A 16,897-nucleotide genomic window follows, 5' to 3' on the forward strand; every position below is an offset into this window, starting at 1 on the left:
AATGTGTTTTGTGATAGAAACTATCACACAAATTAAAATATTATGTGTGTTTTGTCACTGAAAATAATCGGCTGGATTTCTAATATAGCTCCATCAACACAGTGGATTGAGAGAGTGAAAAATGTTGTTCGATACGATAATCAAAAATGTAGAGGTGTTTGACGGCACCGGCGAACAATCGTTTTGTGCCGATGTAGCAATCCTTGATGGAAAAATCGCCGAAATTGGTCAAATCGATCACGAAGATTGTGGCCAGTTGGTTGAGGGAGCAGGCTTAGCATTGGCTCCTGGATTTATCGATGTACATACACATGACGATACCAACGTAATTCGTTACCCAGACTGCCTACCTAAGATCAGCCAAGGTGTGACAACCGTGATTGTTGGCAACTGTGGCATCAGCGCATCGCCAACGGTTTTGGCTGGCGATCCACCTGACCCAATGAATCTTTTAGGTGCGCAGGCTGATTTTAAATACCCAACTTTTGCGGCGTATGCACAAGCGGTAGAGCAAGCGCAACCAGCGGTGAACGTAGCAGCATTAGTTGGCCACACTACACTGCGTAACCAAGTGATGGACGACCTGCAACGCACCGCAAGCGAAGAAGAAATCGCGGCAATGCAAAGCAACCTTGATTTAGCGATGGAGCAGGGTGCACTGGGTTTGAGTTCAGGTTTGGCTTACGCAAGTGCGAAGCAAGCCAACGCGAATGAGGTGATGCAGTTAGCGAAAGTGCTGTCTAGTCATGGCGGTATCTATACCACGCATATGCGTACTGAATTCGAAGAGATCTTAAGCGCGATGGAAGAAGCGTTTGAGACCGGGCAATACGCGAAAGTACCCGTTGTTATCTCTCACCTTAAATGTGCAGGTGCAGGCAACTGGGGCAGAACTGTTGAAGTGCTTGATTTGATGGACAAGGTTTCAGAGCACCAAGATGTGTCTTGCGACTGCTATCCATACTCAGCGAGCTCTTCGACATTAGATCTGAAACAGGTGACAGACGATTTCGACATCTTCATCACTTGGTCTAAAGCAAAGCCTGAACATGCAGGCAAAACGCTTAAGCAGATTGCTGATGAGATGAACCTACCACTGATGGACGCAGCAAAAGCGCTTCAACCAGCCGGTGCGGTTTACCACTGCATGGATGAGAACGACGTAAAGCGCGTATTGAAATACAAGCTGACCATGGTTGGTTCTGATGGTTTACCAAATGACCCGCATCCACATCCAAGATTGTGGGGCACTTTCCCGAAAGTCTTAGGCCACTACTGCCGAGATGAAAAACTGTTTGCGCTGCCAGAAGCGATTCACAAAATGACCGGAATGTCTGCGAAGCGCTACAACCTCGCGGGAAGAGGTGAGATTCGCCAAGACGCATTTGCCGACTTAGTTTTATTTGATCCAAAGAATATTAAAGACACAGCAACATTTGAAAACCCTATTTCAGTTGCTGAGGGAATCGAAAGTGTATTTGTAAATGGTGAGTTAACTTACCAAAAAGGAAAAGTAAAAAATAATCGTTCAGGCGTTTTTATTTACCGTAATTAGAATTTAATTATTTTATTAAATATACAGTAATAAGAAAACGACGAATTAATTTAAATATATTGGAACAGAACCAATATTATCTATAAAGAAGTGGAGTTAAAAAATGACTATTAAACGTTACGGTGTTGAAGGCGGTACAGGTACAGGCGGACAACATTTACCATTTGCACGCGCAACTGAAGCGGGTGGTTTCCTATACGTTTCTGGCCAGACACCGATGACAGATGGTGAAGTGGTAGAGGGTGGCATTGTTGACCAGTCTCGCCTAGCGATCCAAAACTGTGTCGATATCATGACTGAAGCGGGCTACGGCCTAGAAGACGTAATGCACGTAAAGGTTGTGCTAACGGATTCTCGTTACTTCCAATCTTTTAATAAGGTATTCAAAGAGTTCTTCGGTGCTAACCCACCGGCTCGTATCTGCATGGTCTGTGACCTAGTGGTAGACGTGAAGGTTGAAGTAGATGTGACTTGCTACCGCGCGGATCGCGTTTAGTAATAACCTAATCACAATTACCTACTTAGAGAGTATTAGGGGTTAGTCATCCCTGTTATTATCCTTTAATACTCTCACCCTACATTTATAAAAATTACTTTAATTAAAATAGATAAAATCAATAAAGTAATTATATGAAATATAAAAATGAATGAATCATAAATAAAGTTCAAGAATGAACTCAATATTTCACTGAGAGGTGTCAAATGAACAGCACACTTTTTCTTACAGGCTTCGGCGTGTACGTATGTTTTCTAATTTGGTTAGGCTGGTTTGTCTCGCGTAATCAAAAATCTGGCGAAGATTTCTTATTAGGCGGCCGTGGCCTGCCATTATTCTTAGTACTTGGTACAACGGTTGCGACTATGGTCGGCACGGGTTCAAGTATGGGCGCGGTTGGCTTCGGCTACGCAAATGGCTGGGCAGGTGCTCTGTACGGAATTGGCGGTGCTGTGGGCATCCTATTGCTTGCACTTTGGTTTGCTCCGGTTCGTAAACTGAACTTCATGACCATGAGTGAAGAGCTGGCTTATTACGTTGGCGCTAACCGAATCGTAAAAAACGTGGTTGGCCTACTTATCTTTATCGCGTCAATCGGTTGGTTAGGTGCGCACATTCTAGGTGGCGGCATGTACCTAGCGTGGATTGCAGACATCGACCTTAACCTTGCGAAAATTATTATTGCTGCAGCTTTCACTATCTACGTTGTTATCGGTGGTTACACAGCAGTTGTATGGACCGATACGATTCAAGCAATCATCCTTTTTGCTGGCTTCATCCTAATGGCGGTAATGTCTGTTGATCACATTGGTGGCATGGATAACCTTTACGCTGCGATGGACCCTGCTGCTACAAGCTTTTTAGCAATCGATAAACTGGGCATTCTGCCTGCTGTTTCTCTGGCTGTGGTTATCGGTGTGGGCGTACTTGCAACACCTTCATTCCGTCAGCGTATCTACTCTGGTAAAGATGTTTCAACTATCCGTCGCTCATTTGTCGCTTCTGGTGTGTTGTACCTTTTCTTCTCTATTATTCCAGCAATCATTGGTATGGCTGCGCACGCAATCGACCCATCATTGGATAACCCGAACTACTCGTTCCCATACGTAGCTGCAACGGTTCTTCCAGTTGGCGTAGGCATGATTGTTCTTATCGCAGGTCTATCAGCAACCATGTCGAGTGCAAGCTCAGATGCGATTGCCGGTGTATCTATCCTACTGCGTGACGTGTACGTGATGTTCACAGGCCGCGTACCAAACAAAGAATCAATGTTGAACTACTCTCGTCTAGCTTTGGTTGTGGTGATTGGCTTCGCACTACTGTTCGCACTGACGTCAAACGACATCATTGGCTACATCACTAAGATGATTTCAACGGTTATGTCGGGCATGTTTGTGTGCGGTATGTTGGGTAAATTCTGGAAACGCTACAACTGGCAAGGTGCGCTTGCAACACTAGCGGGTGCTTCTGTAGCTTCATTCGTAGTAATGTTAAACGCTGACTACACAGCCTTCTGGGGCAACCCAGTTATCCCATCATGTCTGTTTGCTCTAACGGCAGGTGTGGTTGTGAGCCTAGTGACTCCGGCTAACCAAGTAACACCTGAAATGGCAAAAGCGATTCTTGATGACGAGCGTGCTCTGATGGAGATGGAAATGTCTGAGACTGGCGTACTTGAAAAAGAAGCGGCACCTCAACGTCCTGCAAATCAAACAAGCTAAACCTAGTCTCCACAACTGGTTTGCTTAATTCAGGCCCTGCTTAGTGGCAGGGCCTTCTCCCACATATATCTCTCTATTTTAGGATCGGCTATGCCTGCATCTTCTCATTTCAATATTGCTTTCTTTGGCGAATGTATGGTCGAAATCAGCGGCTCTCCATTAACCAAAAAGTTTGGCGGTGATACACTTAATACCGCACTTTACCTTTCTCGCTTAACTCAACATCAAAACCTCTCTGTGCACTATGCGACAGGGCTTGGCAGTGATGAGCTGTCTCAAAATATGATTGATAGCTGGCAACTAGAAGGCATTCAAACCAATTTCGTCGAACGCATTGCGAACAAGCTTCCTGGACTCTACATGGTTGAAACCGACGAGACAGGCGAGCGACACTTTCATTACTGGCGCAACGACGCGGCAGTCAAATCTTACTTTCAAGCTAGTGATCTGAATAAGCTTGAAATCGCCCTGACCGAGAAACAAGTCGATGCGGTTTACATCAGCGGTATCAGTATCGCGATTTTAGATGACGCCTATCGTGAGCGCTTATTCAAAGCTATTAGCGTGTTCTCAAATCAAGGCGGCAAGCTGATTTTTGATAACAACTATCGCCCGCAACTTTGGACGACTGAACAAGCTCAGCATTGGTACGCCAAGTTACTACCATTGGTCGACATTGCACTGATTACCGAAGACGACGACCTGCTGGTTTGGGGCAATGGCGAGAGCGTTCAACAACGCTGCCTTCGCTTAGGCTGCCAAGAGATCGTCATCAGACGTGGCTGTGAGCCATGCAAGATTGTTCAAGTTGAACAAGGCGATGTTGTTGAGAGTTATGTATCCGCGACTCGTGTTTCTAACGTGGTCGACACCTGCGCAGCAGGTGACTCCTTCGCTGCGGGTTATCTGGCGGCGCGTCTTACAGGTGAGAGCACCAATGATGCAGCTGAACTGGGTCACCAACTGGCTTCTACCGTTATTCAATACTCAGGCGCGATCATCCCGGTAAGCGCTATGAATCACTTAATTAAAAAATAGAAAAACAAAGCGAATTTATTATGTCTCAAGAAATGATCAACACACTTAAGCAGTTCAAAGTTATCCCTGTTATTCAAATCAACAAGGTGGAACATGCGATTCCACTAGCAAAAGTGTTAGTAGAAAACGGCCTGCCAGTCGCAGAAGTGACGTTCCGTACCGAAGCGGCAGCGGATTCGATTCGTGCGATGCGTGATGCCTACCCAGAGATGTGTATCGGTGCTGGTACAGTATTAACGCCAGCGCAGATCGACCTTGCGAAAGAGGCGGGCAGCGAATTCATCGTAGCACCGGGCCTGAATCCAAACACCGTAAAACGCTGCCAAGAGATCGGCATGCCAATCGTTCCGGGCGTAAACAACCCAAGCCAAGTAGAGCAAGCGCTAGAGCTTGGTCTTAACTTCTTGAAGTTCTTCCCTGCAGAAGCGTCTGGCGGCATCAACATGGTGAAATCTTTACTCGCACCTTACGTTGATGTGTCGCTAATGCCTACTGGTGGTATCGGCAAACACAACGTTAATGACTATCTAGCTGTGGATCGCGTGGTGTGCTGTGGCGGTACTTGGATGGTATCTCCGAAGATGATCGAGAACGAACAGTGGGACGAGATCGCGGAGTTAGTCCGAGAAGCGGTCGCTCTTGTGAACTAACGAGAAGCGTTTGGAATAAAGATAAGTGTTTTAAATAAAGATAAACAACAGCAGTGGTTGATGGTTCTGTTTTGTGAATTGCCTCCGATAAACAAAACAGAACGCCCGTTATATAGGAAAACTAATAATGAAAAAAACTATATTGTCTCTATTGATTTCAAGTTCAGTAGTGTCCCCAATGGCGTTAGCAATGGCTCCGAATACCGATCTAAATTTAATGCCGTATCCACAAACAGTCGAGCTGCAAGCTGGGCAAGTTAAGGTCGACGGTAACTTCAAGGTTTACATCAAAGGCTTTAACTCTGATCGCGTTGAATACACCGCGAAACGCTTTATCGATCGCCTAGAGCGCCAAACTGGCGTGCCGATTCTAAACTGGCAGGTTGATAGCGCAGACGAAGCGAACCTGATCATTGATATCGACGCGGCGCCAAAGTCTGAAGTACAGAACATCGACTCTGTAGAGTCTTACAAAATTACGACTCAGGGTGAGCAAATCACGCTGAGCGCACCAAGCCCATATGGCGCTATTCACGGCATCGAAACCCTTTTACAGCTCGTTGAAACCACAGCGACTGGCTACCACATTCCTGCTGTCACGATTGTCGATGAGCCTCGCTTCCGCTGGCGTGGTGTCTCTTACGATACCTCTCGTCACTTTATCGAATTCGATGTGCTGATTCGTCAGTTAGATGCGATGGCATCGGCGAAGATGAACGTTTTCCATTGGCACTTCTGGGACGATCAAGGTATCCGCATTCAAACGGAATCTTGGCCACGTTTGTGGTCTGAAACCGCTGATGGTAACTACTACACCAAAGACCAAGTCCGTTACTTAGTGGAATACGCTCGTAATCTTGGTATTCGTGTGATTCCAGAGGTGTCTCTTCCGGGTCACTCTTCTGCGGTTGCTTATGCTTACCCGCGCCTGATGTCGGGTGGTGAAGGTCAAAGCTATGAGCAAGAGCGTGGTTGGGGCGTGTTTGAACCATTAATGGACCCATTGAATCCAGAGCTCTATGAAATGCTGGGCGACGTATTTGATGAAGTGACCGAGCTGTTCCCAGACGAGTATTTCCACATCGGTGGCGATGAGCCGAACTATGCGCAATGGAAAAACAGCGAAAAGCACCAAGAGTTCATCGAAGAGAACAATATCGATGGCGAGCGCGGCTTACAGTCTTACCTCAACGTAAAAGTTGAAAAGATGCTGGAAGAGCGTGGCAAGAAGATGACGGGTTGGGATGAGATTTGGCATAAAGATCTGCCAACTTCTATCGTGATTCAAAGCTGGCAAGGACACGACAGTATCGGTCGTGCGGCGAAAGAGGGCTACCCAGGTATTCTGTCTACGGGTTACTACCTAGACCAACCTCAGCCAACCAGTTACCACTATCGCAATGATCCAATGCCAAGTGGCATCACGGTTGACGATAAGCTGCACAGTGGTGAGAAGTTTGTGACTTACCAATGGCAAAAGCCTCGCTCTAAAGGCAGCCCACGTAAGGGAACACTGACTATCATTGAAGCGCAAGACGGTACTTTCCGCGCGTTCAGTGATTACAACGGTAAGTCTCGTGAAGAGATCTACATCCTTGATTATGTGCCGGGTAAAACCTTTGTCGGCCACTTCGATAACTTCATGTCGTATACCGAATTCAACCTGAACTTGAATCCAAATGGGTTTGCGGAAGGCAGCTATCAGTTAATTGGTAACGTGCGCTGGCCAACCACAGGCGAAGTGATTGCGAGCAGCGATGTAGAAGGCAGCGTGATCCCTGAGCCAAACGGAGGCTACCCCGCGGAGCTAACCGACAAAGAAAAAGAGCTGATTTTAGGCGGCGAGATCACCATGTGGCTAGAAAACAAAGACAGCCTCACGGTCGAAAACTACCTATGGCCTCGCAGTTATGCAATTGCAGAACGTTTCTGGTCGGATGCAGAACTGACAGACGAACGCAGTATGTATAAGCGCATGAAAGCAATGGATACATGGTCGGAAGTATCGGTAGGGCTACGTCATCACGCAGATGCTGATATGCTGTTGAAGCGCATTGCCAAAGGCCAAGATATTCACGACCTGCGCGTGCTAGCGAAATACACCGAGCCGGCTCAATACTATGCTCGCAACTGGGAAAAGTGGAACTCCACTGAACCTAAGGGCACCTTGTACAGCCAATACGAGCGCCTAAATCGCTTCGTGGATGCTTTGCCAGTAGAAAGCTACGCGGTGTATGAGATGCAAGACTTGGTCAATGAAGTGGCGACAGGCAATCAGCAGGCGCTAGAGCAACTTGCAGAGCATTATCAGCAAGCAAAATCAGCTGCACTAGCGGCGGAAACTGTCTTCGCTGGTAACGTGTCTTCGGTAGAGACTGTGGTGGTTGCAGAGAAAACCGTTGAAGTTGCAGATTTAGCATTAACTTTGATTGCTAAAGCGCAAGCTGGCGAGAAGGTAAGAGAAGCTGACGTGAATGCCTACCAAGCGATACTGTCTGATTCAGCGAAAATCTACGATGAATCGATCATCGCGATTGTGCGCCCAACAGAACTGTTGTTGAAGCAGTTAGCTGAGTAAGTCGTTAACGGATTAGTGAATAAGTCACACGCCAATAAGTGAATCAAAATCGCCCTCTGTGGGCGGTTTTTTAGTTCTAGCGCTTCAATAGAATGTGGAGTTCAAGGTCTGTGTAAGTAACTACTCACTATCGCTATTGTTTAGTGTTAACGTAAATGTCATGCCTTGGTCTGAATTGTTCTTCGCTATTAATGTGCCTTGCATATCGCGCACGTTGTTCGCTGTGATAGCCAACCCGAGCCCCAAGCCTTCGCCCATCTTTTTGTTGGTATGAAATGGTTCGAAAATGGTTTCGAGTTGATCTTCAGACACACCACAACCGTTATCTTGAACCTTGATGATCACGCGTTGTTGCTCGGTATGAGCGCTGATCACAATGGTTGCTGGTTTCTGATTCTGCGTGGCATCGACAGCGTTTCTAAGCAGGTTACCAAGCACTTGACGAAGTCGCGCCTCTTCTCCCATTACCATCGAAATATTGGAAGCGACACGCACGCGAATATCGACGTTTTCCAGTTCGGCTTGATGAATTCGCAAGGTTTCTTGCAGTGCGTCTGTTAGGGAAACAGGATAAGGTTTCTCAAGCCTTTGAAAGGCGAATGACTTCAGCTGGCTAGTCATGTTAGCCATTCGGTCGATTAGGCTCATCACCAGATCCATGTTCGCTTTCAGCATCTTAGTCTCGCCTCTTTCCATCAGCAACTGGTTACTCGAAAGTAGGGTTTTTAGGCCAGTAAGCGGCTGATTGAGTTCATGAGTAATCGCACTCGACATCCGCCCTAGTGCAGCCAGTTTGCTAGATTCGACAAGTTCTTGCTGCGCATCTTTTAGATCTTGAGTTCGCTCTTCGACCCGCAGTTGTAGCGTTTTATTGGCGTTTTGCACCGCAATTTCGGCTTTCTTACGTTTGCTGATATCGATTACGGTACACAGGTAGTAAGTCGTCGCATGCCAAGGAAAGGCGCTAATAGAGAATAAAACAGGGAAGTAGCTGCCATCGCTGCGTCTTGCCATGGTTTCGACGCTAGTTATCTCGGCCAGCTCTTGATGCTGCTCTAAGTTTTTGAGCAGTTGCAAGGTGGTTGAATTCGGGTTACCTGCCTCAAATAACTGCCACGCCTTGATGTTATTGATCATTGAATCAGATAGTGAAAAGTAGTTCTTCGCCATCAGGTTGATATCGTGAATGCGTCCGTGTTTATCGATCAGTATTAACCCAACATGGGTTTTATTGATCATCCCAGACAGTCGTTTCTCAGACTCTTCGATAAGCTTTTGGATTCTCAGATTGCTGAGCTTTTTCTGGCGTCTTTGGTAAAGAATAACCAACAGTAACAGAATGAAAAGACAGCCAACCGCCACACTCCAGCTGATCCAGTTCGTGGTCTGGTTGAGGCTGGTTAATGGCGTTAGGTAGGTTAAACGCCAATTCAGATCGTCTAACTTGATGGACTGAATTAGGTAATCTTTATCTTGCAATCGCCACACGCGAATATGGGTTTGGTCATACAGCTCACGTTTTGTCGCTGTGGGCTGAGAATTGAAGGTGTCATTGAACCAATCGGCACTCAACCTGTTGTCACTGGAGAGAAAGAACTGATCGCGAGGGTTCTGAAACAGTATCGCCTCACCATCGGCAAACCATTGATCGGTTAACAATGACAAATCGATTTGCACCGCGACAATGCCAACCACATCAGAGGCTCGATATACGGGTGCCGCTATGAAGTAATCGGGTGTCACGCCTTTGTTTTTTGTCACCACTGAAATCGCACCACCTTGTTGGTGGATCTTCGAAACAATTGTACTGGCGTTCTTATTGCTCAGTTTGCTTCTTTCAACACTCGATACCAACAAGTCCCCTTCGCCAGAAAGCAGATACCAGCCCTTGGTGTTGGCGGCTTTATCCAATTGAATCAGCTGCTTCTTAATGCGTTTTTCTAGGCGGGCTTCACCATCAATGAAGCGCACACTGGTTTCATCATTGGTTACTAGGTAGGGCAGATAATAGAAACGCTTAAGGGTTCGCCTTGCTTCGGCAATGTAGCCAAGGAAGCGCTGTTCGGCATAGCGTTGGGCTTGTTCAAGCTTCCACTGGCTGATGCCATTCTTGGTGGTGACCTGCACCAAACCAATCAATAAACAGGTACATAGGAATAACCAATATCGATTGTTATTCATCATTTCTGATCAAATCCCTTTAAAATTAGTGGCTTGCCTCTTTGAGCTAGTGGTTTGACAAGGTTTTATGTTTGCTTTTTAAGCGAATGGAGAGTGAGACAAATCGAAGCTAACAAACATTATTAAACTGTTAAAGGAGTGTTATTCAAAGTGGGAGCTAGCTCCTTTTCGTCTGAGGTTTTTTTACATACCGTGGACGATATTAATCAGATGTAGAGTGGCGGAACCAAACTATGCAGCGTATTGCTTTAATTGAAGATGACGCGATTGTGCGTCAAGCAACCAGCCAATGGTTGCAGCTGGCGGGCTTCGATGTCACCGCATTTGAAGTAGGACAAGATGCGTTAAACGCCGTAGAGCAGGGTGATTTTCAAACCATTATCACCGATGTTCGTTTACCTGATATTGATGGTGTTGATCTGCTAGGGCGTTTCAAAGGTCTTGTGCCAGATGTGCCTGTTATTTTGATTACTGGGCATGGTGATGTCGATATGGCGGTGAAAGCCTTACAGCAAGGTGCCTATGACTTCATTGAGAAGCCATTCGACCCAGAGCGTCTGTCTCAAACGGTATCGGAAGCGGTAGATAAACATCAAAGTGGCCAAGACAGAAACAGTCGTCAGAACTATCTGGATAACCTTAAGGGCATTGAACAGGTGCTGATCGGTCGCAGTAAAGTGATGTGTGAACTGCGCGAGCAAATCCAGAAAGTCGCTTCCATAGACACCAACGTGATCATCTATGGTGAAACGGGTTGTGGTAAAGAGCTGGTCGCCTCTTGCTTACATGAATTCAGCCAACGTAAAACCCATCCGTTTGTTCCGCTCAACTGTGGCGCAATCCCAGAAAATCTCTTTGAAAGCGAGCTGTTTGGACACGAAGCCGGAGCGTTTACTGGTGCGGCCAAACGACGCATTGGTAAGCTGGAATTTGCCGACAAAGGCACAGTGTTCCTTGATGAAATAGAGAGTATGCCGCTGTCGATGCAGGTAAAAGTGCTGCGCACCTTGCAAGATAATGTCGTCGAACGCGTGGGGGGGAATCAGCAACAACATGTTGATCTACGAGTGGTCTCTGCCTCGAAAAGCGATCTACTGAATCACCCCGACTTTCGCCAAGATCTATTCTATCGTTTGAATGTTGCCCAGCTGCATTTGCCTCCACTCAGTGAGCGTGAAGAAGATGCCTTACTTTTGTTTGAACACTTCACCCAAGAAGCCAATTCCGAAACACGTATAGCCAGTGAGGCTGATCGCTATGCACTGCTCTCGTATGGGTGGCCGGGCAATGTGCGTGAACTGCGTAATGTTGCGATTCGTTTTGCGCTGGATGAAAGCCTGACCGTTGGTGATATTTTGGCGTGTCGTCCCAATTCTGTCACAGAGTCCACAACGGCAGGCATCCCGTTGGCGGTTCAAGTGCAGAGCTTTGAACGGAAAGTGATTCATGATGCGCTAGTTCGTTATCAGGGACGCATCAATGATGTTATGCAAGATTTGGATTTACCTCGTCGAACATTGAACCAAAAGATGGTGCGTTATGGGTTAAATCGAAGTGACTATGTTGACCCTTAGAGAGCGGCTTCATCGCAGTGCTTGTTGATTTTTAATGAGCAATAAATGGCTCATTGCATATTTATCAATTTACATACATTGATCACACAACTGCAACATGGTGTGACTTGCTTCCCGATCTACAGGTGTTAATTCCGGTAGCCGATAAGCAAAAAATGGCTTACTTAATAACAGGGGAATAAGCAAAAAACGGCTTATTTTAAATAGGTTTTAAAATAAAAGTAAATTAAAACAAATGGTTAAAAACTGGCATTGTGCTTGCTATCTAGTGATTGTTGTTAACAAAAATATAACGTGAATAACCCTACATGGAGAGTAACAATGAAATACAACAAGCTAGTTAAAACTTTAGCGATAGCAATGGCTTCTCTTGGCCTTATCAGTCATGCGTCAGCTGAAGAAGATCGCAGCTATATTTTAGCGACGGCCTCAACGGGTGGTACTTACTATCCGGTAGGTGTGGCCTTAGCGACATTGAGTAAAGTTAAGCTTGCGCCTAAGCAGCACTTTTCTTTAGCGGCTATCAGCTCTGCGGGCTCGGGTGAGAACGTAAAGTTGTTGAACGAGAACGAAGCTCAGTTCGCTATTCTACAAGGTTTGTATGGTGCTTGGGCTTGGCAGGGTTTAGGGCCATATGAGAAATCTGGCAGACAAACTCAACTGCGTTCAGTTTCCATGTTATGGCAAAACGTAGAACACTTTATTGTGCGTTCAGATCTAGCAAAAACAGGTACGGTAAGCGATCTAGAGAACCTAAACGGTAAGAAATTCTCTATCGGTAAGAAGAACTCTGGGACTGAAAACTCAGGTCGTCAAATCATGCAAGGCTTATCCGTGGACCCAGAACAATTTAAACTCGCCTTTATGGGTTATGGTGGCAGTGCGAGCGCATTACAAAATGGCACAATTGATGGCATGAATACGCCTGCTGGTGTGCCTGTTGGTGCGGTAACACAAGCCTTTGCTGCCTTGGGTGAAGATATTCAAATCTTGTCGTTTACCGATGCACAAATCAAACAAGCGAATGGTGATTACAATATTTGGACCAAGTATGAGATCCCAGCAAACACTTATCCAGGTGTCGATAAACCAATTACTACGATTGCCCAACCTAACTTCCTAGCGGTTCGTGAAGACATTTCTGAAGAAGATGTGTATCAACTGACCAAAGCTATCTATGAAAACCTACCTTTCCTACAAGGTATCCACAAAGCAACCAAAGCAATGGCACTTGAGAAAGGGATCGCAGGCCTTCCTGTTCCGCTTCACCCAGGTGCTGCTCGTTACTATAAAGAAGTGGGTATAGAAATCCCTTCTGAGTTGATCGTCGACTAACCCTTTGTCTTCGATTAGCCATTTATCTTTAACTCGCTATTTGGCGTGAACTGAATATTCGCGTTAATTAATTGCTTGGTGCGTTTTCATCTGTTTCGGCTACTTTGTTTGATTTGACCGTCTCCGGCTCGTTCGATTATTTGAAGTGAAAACGCACCACCTTACTTTATGGATTTTCTCTGCGCGTTTGGCTGTGGAGAGCAGGAGTTTTCTATGAGCGATTCGCTGCAGCAGGAACTGAAAAAATTCGAATTGCCTACCCGAACAGATTTCCCTTGGGTAGGCAAAGCAATAACGACAATGGGAGTGATACTCTCCCTCCTACATATTTGGTTTAATACCTTATCTACCTTGCCAGAGCTTTGGATTTCGGCGACGCATTTCGCTGGTTTCGCAATCATTTGCGCGCTTTGGTATCCCGCTCATATCTCACTGAAAAAGAGCAAGATAGCTCTGGCGGTCGATATCGGAATTGCCTTGGCGGCTCTGGCTTGTCTTATCTACATCCCCTTTGCAGAAGATGCGTTGTATGACCGAGGCGTAAAATTTATCGCCAGTGATTGGTTTTTCTCTATCTTGGCGATTGCCATCGTCATTGAGCTGATTAGACGCACTATGGGCTGGTTCATTCCAGTGCTTATCTTAGTGTGTTTAAGTTATGTAGTGCTTTGGGGACAATGGACCAGCGGTATTTTTCATTTTCCGGGTTTAAGCCTTGAGACGTTACTTTATCGAAGCTTTTATTCATCAGAAGGGATGTTTGGTTCGATCTCAAGAATCAGTTGGACCTTCGTGTTCATGTTCATCTTATTTGGCGCATTTTTAGTTCGATCTGGTGTCGGCGACTACATTATTGATGTATCCCGTGCCGCGGCGGGCAAAGTGATTGGTGGCCCTGGTTTCATTGCCGTTATTGGCTCCGGCTTGATGGGCTCTGTCTCCGGGTCGAGCGTAGCAAACACAGTATCGACGGGCGTGATCAGTATTCCCTTGATGCAAAAGGCAGGTTTCCCTTCGCGCTTCGCGGCAGGTGTTGAAGCGGCTGCATCTACTGGCGGGCAGCTGATGCCACCTGTGATGGGTGCGGGCGCGTTCATCATGGCCTCTTACACGCAAATTCCTTATGTCGATATTATTGCGGTTTCCTTCGTTCCTGCGCTTATCTACTTTTTGTCTGTGGCATTCTTCGTGCGCATCGAAGCAAAACGCAGTGGTGTGCAAAAGGTGACTTCTGGCTGTGAACCTCTATTGAAAGTATTGCTGTCGGGTTGGCACAACCTGATCCCATTAGCGGTGTTAGTGACTCTGTTGGTGAAGGGCTTTACGCCGACTTACGCTGCGGGCATCTCGATTCTGTCTGTCGTGGTGGCTTCATGGTTCTCTAAAAATCACAAAATGGGTCCAAAGGCGATCATCGAAGCGCTTTCTCAAGGCGCAAAAAACATGGCGACCACGGCTGTGTTGCTAGTGGGCATTGGTCTGGTGATCAACGTGATCAGCACGACTGGTATTGGTAACACCTTCTCGTTGATGATCAATAGCTGGGCGAACGGCGATTTGTTGGTGATGATCGCCTTAATTGCACTGGCGTCTTTGATTCTGGGCATGGGGTTACCAGTAACCGCGGCTTATATCGTGTTGGGTACTCTGTCTGCACCAGCTTTGTATAAACTGATTGCTGAAAGTCAGTTGCTCGACCTGTTGGTTTCGGGACAGTTACCGGAACAGGCGAAAGCTATCTTCATGTTGGCTGCGCCAGATAAGCTTGATTTGCTGAACGCGCCAATGGCACTTGAAACAGCCAAAGAGATGATTGCGTTAGTCCCTGCTGATTTTGTGGAAACTCTGCTTGAACAGAGCCTTGGCTTAGAAGCGATCAGCCTTGCACTGCTTTCTGCCCACTTGATCATTTTCTGGCTATCGCAAGACAGCAACGTGACTCCGCCTGTTTGTTTAACTGCATTTGCGGCTGCAACCATTGCTAAAACACCCCCGATGAGAACGGGATTAATGGCATGGAAGATAGCCAAAGGCTTGTATTTAGTACCATTGTTGATTGCCTACACTAACTTGGTAAGTTGGGATGTGATCTCCGTGTTAGTCACGGGTGGCTTTGCTGTTATTGGTACTTACGCGTTTATCGCGGCGATTGAAGGCTATCTAGAGAGCGAAGTTAATATTATTACTCGAGTAGCGTTGGTTGCGGTAGGTATAGCTCTAGTATGGCCTGATGTTTCAGTCGTGATCCGTTTGGTATGTGTTGCCATTTTTGTTGGTATCTTCATCTACAGCGGTCGTAAATACGATGCAAATCAAGTGAAAAAGGAATCAGAAAGTGAGGAAAAAAAGTTACCTCAAACCGGATCTAACACTGTCGCGTCTTCCCTATAATTAAAGGATTGAATGTAGGAATATTATGAACTCAATATACGACTATATTATCGTTGGTGGCGGCATTGTTGGCGTGTCGACGGCTTGGCAATTACAGCAAGCTCACCCTGATAAAAGTATCCTTTTAGTCGAGAAGGAACGTGGTTTCGCGCAGCACCAAACTGGCCATAATAGCGGGGTGATTCATGCTGGTGTTTACTACGCTCCGGGCAGTTTAAAGGCGGATTTTTGTAAACGCGGCGTAGAGCGCACCATCGCCTTTTGCAGCCAACACGATATCCCTGTCGAAAACTGTGGCAAGCTGTTGGTCGCGACCAATGAGCAGGAAGTGGAGCGCATGAACGCGCTCTATCAACGTTGTCATGATAATGACATTGATGTCGATTTGTTGGACCAAGCTCAGCTCAAACTTGCCGAGCCAAATATCACGGGTTTGAGTGCGATTTATGTCAAAACCACCAGTATCGTCGACTACAAAAAAGTCACCGAAGTGATGGCTCAAGAGTTTGTTGAGGCGGGTGGTAAGCTTAGCCTTGGTACGGAAGTGATCATGGCCGATGAGCAAGAAGATGAAGTGCAGTTAACGTGCAAAGTAGATGGTCAGACTCTTCAACTGAACAGTCGATTCTTGATCACGTGTTCTGGCTTGATGGCCGATAGAATGACCAAGATGTTAGACATCGAAACCGACTTCCAAATCGTGCCTTATCGCGGTGAGTATTATCAGTTAGACGCTAAGCACAACCAAGTGGTGAATCATCTTATCTATCCGATCCCTGACCCAGAACTGCCTTTCTTGGGCGTGCATTTAACACGCATGATTGATGGCTCCGTAACAGTAGGGCCAAATGCAGTTCAAGGCTGGAAGCGAGAAGGTTATGGCAAGCTTAACTTTAGCTTCAAGGACACTTGGCAGATGCTGAGCTTTGTGGGTTTTTGGAAAGTGACTGCGAATCACTTGAAAACGGGTTTGGTCGAGTTTAAGAACTCGTGGTGGAAACCGGGATATCTAAAGCTAGTGAACAAATACTGCCCGAGTATTACGGTTGATGATTTTAAGCCTTATCCTGCTGGGATTCGTGCTCAAGCGGTACTGAAGGATGGCACCTTGGTCCATGATTTCCTGTTTGCCGAAAGCCCAAGAAGCTTACATGTATGTAACGCGCCATCACCGGCTGCGACCTCTGCAATGCCGATTGGCGAGTACATCTGTGGCAAGGTAATGAAAAAGACGGCTTGATGATAACTAAAGGTTATTAAGTTGAGATGCTCTCCGAAGACAATAAAAAATCCGCAAGCTCCAATCTATTTATGATCGTGGGCTTGCGGATTTTTAGTTTTAGCCGTGTTTGCTAGGTTTAATTGTTAGTCAATTAAC

The 16,897-nt window shown here is 46.3% G+C and carries 11 protein-coding genes; 10 read left to right on the top strand and 1 reads right to left on the bottom strand.

All coding sequences use genetic code 11. The features are described from left to right. Window positions 1-121 precede the first annotated feature (121 nt). The 6 genes from AB4249_RS11065 to AB4249_RS11090 all read left to right on the top strand — a co-directional run bounded on the left by AB4249_RS11065 (window position 122) and on the right by AB4249_RS11090 (window position 8,038). On the top strand, window positions 122-1,555 hold the full coding sequence (locus AB4249_RS11065) for an amidohydrolase family protein (RefSeq protein WP_017065165.1): 1,434 nt from the start codon (window positions 122-124) through the stop codon (window positions 1,553-1,555). Between the two features lie 103 nt (window positions 1,556-1,658). Continuing rightward, window positions 1,659-2,051 (top strand): RidA family protein, encoded by a 393-nt coding sequence (locus tag AB4249_RS11070; protein WP_017065166.1) that lies wholly within the window; start codon window positions 1,659-1,661, stop codon window positions 2,049-2,051. 206 nt (window positions 2,052-2,257) lie between these two features. Beyond that, a complete protein-coding gene (locus tag AB4249_RS11075; protein WP_372103102.1) occupies window positions 2,258-3,772 on the top strand; it encodes a sodium:solute symporter family protein in 1,515 nt (504 codons plus the stop codon). A gap of 90 nt (window positions 3,773-3,862) precedes the next feature. Further along, window positions 3,863-4,810: a sugar kinase gene (locus tag AB4249_RS11080; RefSeq protein WP_372103105.1), complete on the top strand. Its 948-nt coding sequence runs from the start codon at window positions 3,863-3,865 to the stop codon at window positions 4,808-4,810. A gap of 20 nt (window positions 4,811-4,830) precedes the next feature. Then, window positions 4,831-5,460: a bifunctional 4-hydroxy-2-oxoglutarate aldolase/2-dehydro-3-deoxy-phosphogluconate aldolase gene (locus AB4249_RS11085; protein ID WP_017070148.1), complete on the top strand. Its 630-nt coding sequence runs from the start codon at window positions 4,831-4,833 to the stop codon at window positions 5,458-5,460. 127 nt (window positions 5,461-5,587) lie between these two features. Continuing rightward, the gene (locus AB4249_RS11090; RefSeq protein ID WP_372103108.1) at window positions 5,588-8,038 is read left to right on the top strand and encodes a family 20 glycosylhydrolase; all 2,451 of its coding nucleotides are present in this window, start codon (window positions 5,588-5,590) and stop codon (window positions 8,036-8,038) included. 120 nt (window positions 8,039-8,158) lie between these two features. On the opposite strand, the gene AB4249_RS11095 is transcribed toward AB4249_RS11090, so the two are convergent. After that, entirely contained in the window at window positions 8,159-10,222 is a 2,064-nt protein-coding gene (locus tag AB4249_RS11095; RefSeq protein ID WP_017065171.1) for an ATP-binding protein, read from the bottom strand. A gap of 230 nt (window positions 10,223-10,452) precedes the next feature. Here AB4249_RS11095 and AB4249_RS11100 point away from each other — a divergent pair, with 230 nt between their 5' ends. The 4 genes from AB4249_RS11100 to lhgO all read left to right on the top strand — a co-directional run bounded on the left by AB4249_RS11100 (window position 10,453) and on the right by lhgO (window position 16,759). Further along, the gene (locus AB4249_RS11100; protein ID WP_372103111.1) at window positions 10,453-11,793 is read left to right on the top strand and encodes a sigma-54-dependent transcriptional regulator; all 1,341 of its coding nucleotides are present in this window, start codon (window positions 10,453-10,455) and stop codon (window positions 11,791-11,793) included. 321 nt (window positions 11,794-12,114) lie between these two features. After that, a complete protein-coding gene (locus AB4249_RS11105) occupies window positions 12,115-13,128 on the top strand; it encodes a TAXI family TRAP transporter solute-binding subunit (protein WP_016789976.1) in 1,014 nt (337 codons plus the stop codon). Between the two features lie 213 nt (window positions 13,129-13,341). Continuing rightward, window positions 13,342-15,519: a TRAP transporter permease gene (locus AB4249_RS11110; protein ID WP_372103114.1), complete on the top strand. Its 2,178-nt coding sequence runs from the start codon at window positions 13,342-13,344 to the stop codon at window positions 15,517-15,519. A gap of 25 nt (window positions 15,520-15,544) precedes the next feature. Further along, on the top strand, window positions 15,545-16,759 hold the full coding sequence (gene lhgO / locus AB4249_RS11115) for an L-2-hydroxyglutarate oxidase (RefSeq protein ID WP_372103117.1): 1,215 nt from the start codon (window positions 15,545-15,547) through the stop codon (window positions 16,757-16,759). Window positions 16,760-16,897 lie beyond the last annotated feature (138 nt).

Source organism: Vibrio sp. 10N.261.55.F4 (assembly GCF_041470465.1).
Lineage (GTDB): Bacteria > Pseudomonadota > Gammaproteobacteria > Enterobacterales > Vibrionaceae > Vibrio > Vibrio crassostreae_C.

Coding starts and splice junctions, on each gene's coding strand:
- AB4249_RS11065 (WP_017065165.1), top strand. CDS start 122: ATGTTGTTCGATACGATAATCAAAAATGTAGAGGTGTTTGACGGCACC.
- AB4249_RS11070 (WP_017065166.1), top strand. CDS start 1,659: ATGACTATTAAACGTTACGGTGTTGAAGGCGGTACAGGTACAGGCGGA.
- AB4249_RS11075 (WP_372103102.1), top strand. CDS start 2,258: ATGAACAGCACACTTTTTCTTACAGGCTTCGGCGTGTACGTATGTTTT.
- AB4249_RS11080 (WP_372103105.1), top strand. CDS start 3,863: ATGCCTGCATCTTCTCATTTCAATATTGCTTTCTTTGGCGAATGTATG.
- AB4249_RS11085 (WP_017070148.1), top strand. CDS start 4,831: ATGTCTCAAGAAATGATCAACACACTTAAGCAGTTCAAAGTTATCCCT.
- AB4249_RS11090 (WP_372103108.1), top strand. CDS start 5,588: ATGAAAAAAACTATATTGTCTCTATTGATTTCAAGTTCAGTAGTGTCC.
- AB4249_RS11095 (WP_017065171.1), bottom strand. CDS start 10,222: ATGATGAATAACAATCGATATTGGTTATTCCTATGTACCTGTTTATTG.
- AB4249_RS11100 (WP_372103111.1), top strand. CDS start 10,453: ATGCAGCGTATTGCTTTAATTGAAGATGACGCGATTGTGCGTCAAGCA.
- AB4249_RS11105 (WP_016789976.1), top strand. CDS start 12,115: ATGAAATACAACAAGCTAGTTAAAACTTTAGCGATAGCAATGGCTTCT.
- AB4249_RS11110 (WP_372103114.1), top strand. CDS start 13,342: ATGAGCGATTCGCTGCAGCAGGAACTGAAAAAATTCGAATTGCCTACC.
- lhgO (WP_372103117.1), top strand. CDS start 15,545: ATGAACTCAATATACGACTATATTATCGTTGGTGGCGGCATTGTTGGC.